The organism is Devosia sp., assembly GCF_017307565.1.
Lineage (GTDB): Bacteria > Pseudomonadota > Alphaproteobacteria > Rhizobiales > Devosiaceae > Devosia.
In genome coordinates this window covers 13890-18359 of the sequence record NZ_JAFKHD010000236.1, presented here as the reverse complement: position 1 = coordinate 18359, position 4470 = coordinate 13890, and the positions used below count along the sequence as shown (strand labels likewise).

Annotated in this window: 4 protein-coding genes; all 4 read right to left on the bottom strand. The window is 61.9% G+C overall.

The annotated features are described in order from the left end of the window. Positions 1-2197, bottom strand: a 2197-nt coding sequence (locus tag J0I64_RS07910) for an aldehyde dehydrogenase family protein (protein ID WP_291407052.1), incomplete at its 3' end; no start/stop codon positions are given. 8 nt (positions 2198-2205) lie between these two features. Further along, positions 2206-3198 (bottom strand): deoxyribose-phosphate aldolase, encoded by a 993-nt coding sequence (gene deoC / locus J0I64_RS07905; RefSeq protein WP_291407051.1) that lies wholly within the window; start codon positions 3196-3198, stop codon positions 2206-2208. Then, positions 3195-3989, bottom strand: a complete 795-nt coding sequence (locus J0I64_RS07900; RefSeq protein ID WP_291407050.1) for a purine-nucleoside phosphorylase — start codon at positions 3987-3989, stop codon at positions 3195-3197. Before J0I64_RS07900 ends, deoC begins: the two co-directional genes overlap by 4 nt. Then, a complete protein-coding gene (locus J0I64_RS07895; RefSeq protein WP_291407053.1) occupies positions 3986-4390 on the bottom strand; it encodes a cytidine deaminase in 405 nt (134 codons plus the stop codon). The genes J0I64_RS07900 and J0I64_RS07895 overlap by 4 nt, the downstream gene beginning before the upstream one ends. Positions 4391-4470 lie beyond the last annotated feature (80 nt).

Here is a 4470-nt window from a genome sequence, read left to right as displayed (position 1 = left end):
CAGCAAACCAGAGGCCGTCGACGCCGTCATGCTCGGCCAAGGTCTTGGCGAGACTGACACTTTCGCCCGTGACGATATTGACGACACCCGAGGGCATGTCGGAGGTTTCGAGCACCTGGTAGAAATCGGTCATCGAGAGCGGCGAGCGGTCGGACGGGACCAGCACGACCGTGTTGCCCATGGCAAGCGCCGGGGCGATCAGGGCAATAGAACCGAGCAGCGGGCGCGACGGTGGCGCGATCACGCCGATGACGCCAAGCGGCTCGACCATGGCGGCAGCGACAGCGCGCATGGGCGGATTGTGGACGGCACCATCATATTTGTCGGCCCAGCCGGCGAAGGCGAAGAGGCGCTCGACGGATTGGTCGACTTCCTTAGAGCCGTCTTCGCCGGTCTGCGCCTTGATGCGGGCAGCGAACTCATCGCGGCGGTAGTCGAGATTTTCGGCAAGGAAGTAGAGGATCTGTGCACGCGAATGGGCCGCAGTCGTGCCCCAGCCGAGGGCTGCACGGGCGGCTTCAACGGCGTTGCGGATGTCCTTGCGGTTGCCATCGCCGACTTCGCCGACGAGATCGCCCTTGGCGCCGTGGACGGGGCGGTTGTAGCCGCTATCCGGGCGGGCCTGCTTGCCGGCGATATACATCTTGGCCGTCTGGTCGAGATGGCCGGCATCAAGCGGGCTTGCGGCTTTTGCGGGCACAGCTTTGGCAACGGGAGTAGGCTTTAAGTCCTTCTCCCACCTGGGTTTCAGATAGGCCCCCATACCTTCGCGGCCACCTTCGCGGCCGTAGCCGGATTCCTTGTAGCCGCCGAAACCGACGGCGGCATCGAACTGATTGGTGCCGTTGATCCAGATGACACCGGCCTTGAGCTTCGGTGCGATGTCGAGGGCGAGATTGATGTTCTCGCTCCAGAGCGTCGCAGCGAGGCCGTAGCGGGTGTTGTTGGCGAGAGCCACGGCTTCCTCGGGCGTGCGGAAGCTCATCGCCACGAGGACGGGGCCAAAAATCTCTTCTGCAACAAGGGTGTTAGCGGGCGAGACATTGGTGACGAGGGCAGGTTTCAGGAAACAGCCATTGGCCGGGACCGAGCCATCGGGCTCATAGACTACAGCGCCTTCGGCGACGCCCTTTTTCATCAGGTCGCGGATGCGCTCGACCTGCACAGGAGCAACCAGCGCGCCGATATCGACTGATTTATCAAGGGGATCACCGACGCGGAGATTGGCCATGCGCTTCTTCACCTTGGTGAGAAAGCGCTCTTCGATGGACTCTTGGACGAGAAGACGTGAGCCGGCGCAGCAGACCTGACCCTGGTTGAACCAGATGGCTTCAACGAGGCCTTCAACGGCAGAGTCGAGATCGGCGTCTTCAAAGACGATATAGGGGCTCTTGCCGCCCAGTTCGAGCGAGAGGCCCTTGCCCGATCCGGCCGTGGCAGCGCGGATAATTTTGCCGACTTCGGTCGAGCCGGTGAAGGCGATTTTGTCGACGTCAGAATGGTTTACCAGCGCAGCGCCGGTGTCGCCTTCGCCCGTGACGATATTGACGACGCCCTTGGGGAGACCGACGCGTTCGCAGATTTCAGCGAACAAGAGCGCAGTGAGCGAGGTGAATTCCGCAGGTTTCAGGACGACCGTATTGCCGGCGGCGAGGGCCGGGGCGATCTTCCAGGCCAGCATCAACAGCGGGAAATTCCAGGGGATGATCTGGCCGCAGACGCCGTAGGGGACGTGGTCGGGGAATTCGCGTTCGAGATGCGTTGCCCAGCCGGCGTGGTGGTAAAAGTGCCGTGCTACCAAGGGGATATCGGCATCGCGGCTTTCTCGGATCGGTTTGCCGTTGTCCATGGTTTCGAGCACAGCGAAAAGGCGGCTGTGCTTCTGGATCATGCGGGCGATGGCGTAGAGAAATTTCCCACGCTCATAACCACTTAGCTTGCTCCAAAGCGGGAACGCGGCGCGGGCGGCTTTGACGGCGGCATCGACGTCGGCAGAGGTGCCGTCGGTGATTTCGGCGAGTTTTTCGCCGTTGGCTGGATTGGTCGAGGCAAAGGTCTTGCCGGGGGCGGTCCAGGCGCCGTTGATGAAGTGGCCGAACTTACGATTTTTGCTGTCGAGCCAGGCGTTTGCCTGGTCCGGCGTTTCGGGTGCGGGGCCGTATTCGAGAGATTCGAAGATTTGCGCGATCTTGTTCATTTGGGGCCTCACACCATCGGCTGGCGGTAATCTGCAGCGTAGTGGCCGGTGAGGCCATGTTCGAGTTGGCGCTCTATATCGGTTAGCAGACTGCTAGCACCGAAGCGGAACAGATGGGGAGTTAGGTAAGGCGTGCCTAGCTCCTCCTTCATCAGCGCCATGTATTTTAGCGCGTCGCCCGCCGTGGCGATGCCGCCGGCTGGTTTGTAGCCGATTTCGATGCCGGTCTCTTCGCCGAACCAGCGGATCATGCGGATCATGGTCAGCGAGGTGACGAGATTGGCGTTGACCTTTTCCTTGCCGGTCGAGGTCTTGATGAAATCGGCGCCGGCCAGCATGCAGACGAGCGAGGCCTTGGCGATGTTGGTCTGGGTGGCGAGTTCACCGGTGCCCAAAATCGTCTTGATGTGCGCGTCGCCGCAGGCTTTGCGGAAGGCGCGAACCTGATCGTAGAGCGCCTGCCAATCACCGCGCAGGACCATGCCGCGCTCGATGACGATGTCGATTTCCTTGGCGCCGTCTTTCACCGAAGCCTCGATCTCGGCGATCTTGGTTTCGACGGGGGCGAGACCGTGGGGGAAAGCGGTCGAGACGGCGGCGACGGGGATGCCGGTGCCCTCCAATGCGTCGACGGCGGTTTTGACGAAGGTGTGGTAGACGCAGACGGCGCCGGGGAGGATGCGAAGATCCCCAACGCCGAGCTTTTCGACGATATCGCTGCGCAAGGGATTGCGGGCCTTGGCGCAGAGGCGCTCGACGCGGCCGGCGGTGTCGTCGGCATTGAGGGTCGTCAGGTCGATCAGGGTGATAGCTTTTAGGAGCCAGGCAAGCTGGTAGTCCTTTTTCACCGTACGGCGGGCGCCGATGGAGCCGGCGCGGCGCTCGAGGGCCGAACGGTTCATGCGGACGCGTTCGACCCAATCGAGATCAAGCGGGTAGCCGGGATTGCGCTTGTGGGCCGGGGCGTGGCTCACGGTGCTGTCGACGACTTTGAGACTCATAGCTCCTCCACCAGGACGGGTATCAGCTTTTGCAGCTTTGCCGCCCCTTGCACCGCCATGGTTTTGGTATGCTCATGGCTGATGTTTTCGCTCGAAAGACCTGCGCCCATATTGGTGATGGACGAGCAGGCCCATACTTTTAGGCCGTAGAAGCGCCCGAGAATTGCTTCAGGCACAGTGGACATGCCGACGGCGTTGGCGCCGAGGCGGATTGCCATCTGGATTTCGGCCGGCGTTTCGAAGCTCGGACCGGAGTACCAGAAGTATATGCCCTCCCCGAGGGCAATGCCCAGACGTTCCGCCGCGGCCTTTGCCTTGGCGCGGTAGTCGGGGTTGTAGCAGTCGACCATGTTGACAAAACGACGGTCGGTTGGCTCGCCGATCAAGGGATTGAGGCCGTTGTAGTTGATGTGATCGGAGATCAGCATCAGGTCGCCCGGCTGATAACGCTGGTCGAGGGAGCCGGCGGAATTGGTCAGCAGCAGGGTTTCTGCGCCAAGCTCTGCCATGGTTTCGAGCGCGGGGCGCATGGCGGCTGGATTACCGTGCTCATAGTAGTGCTCGCGGCCCGTAAGAATGGCGATGCGCTTGCCGCCCATGATGCCGAGGACGAGATCGCGGCCATGGCCGGAGACGCCGGCACCGGGAAAATCTTTGAGCTCGGAATAGGGAATGATCACCTTGTCTTCGAGCGTGTCGGCAATGGCGGAGAGGCCCGAGCCGAGGACGAGGGCCGCAGAGATGGGTTCCTTGCCGGCGATCTTCTGGATGATTTTGGCGGCTTTGGTCATTTGCCGAGGAACTCCGGACCGAAAGAATGGGGCAGCAATTGCCCGAGGGTTTGCACCAGCGGCTCGCCATCGATGCCGTGGGAGATGACTTCCACATCGAGATCGGCGAATTCGCGGATGCGCTGGCGGCAGCCGCCGCAGGGGGTAACGGGGGCGAGGCCGGGACCGGTGACGTAGATGCGCTTGATGCGACGGGCGCCGCCCGCGATCATGGCCGCGATAGCCGAGGTTTCAGCGCAGTTGCCCTGCGGATAGGCGGCGTTTTCGATATTGCAGCCGGAATAGATTTTTCCGTCATCGGCGAGGATGGCCGCACCGACGGTGAATTTTGAATAGGGCGCGTAGGCTTTTGCGCGAATGGCTTCGGCGGCCGCGAACAGGGCCTCGTCGGTATCTGTGATCGCCATATCTCTTACGTCCGGTAGACCTTTGTAGAAGGCTCAAAACTCGCAAGCGTCACCCCGGCTAAGGCCGGGGTCCA

What these genes read in the sequence shown, in the direction of transcription:
- deoC (WP_291407051.1), bottom strand. Translation starts at nt 3,198, where the DNA reads ATGAGTCTCAAAGTCGTCGACAGCACCGTGAGCCACGCCCCGGCCCAC.
- J0I64_RS07900 (WP_291407050.1), bottom strand. Translation starts at nt 3,989, where the DNA reads ATGACCAAAGCCGCCAAAATCATCCAGAAGATCGCCGGCAAGGAACCC.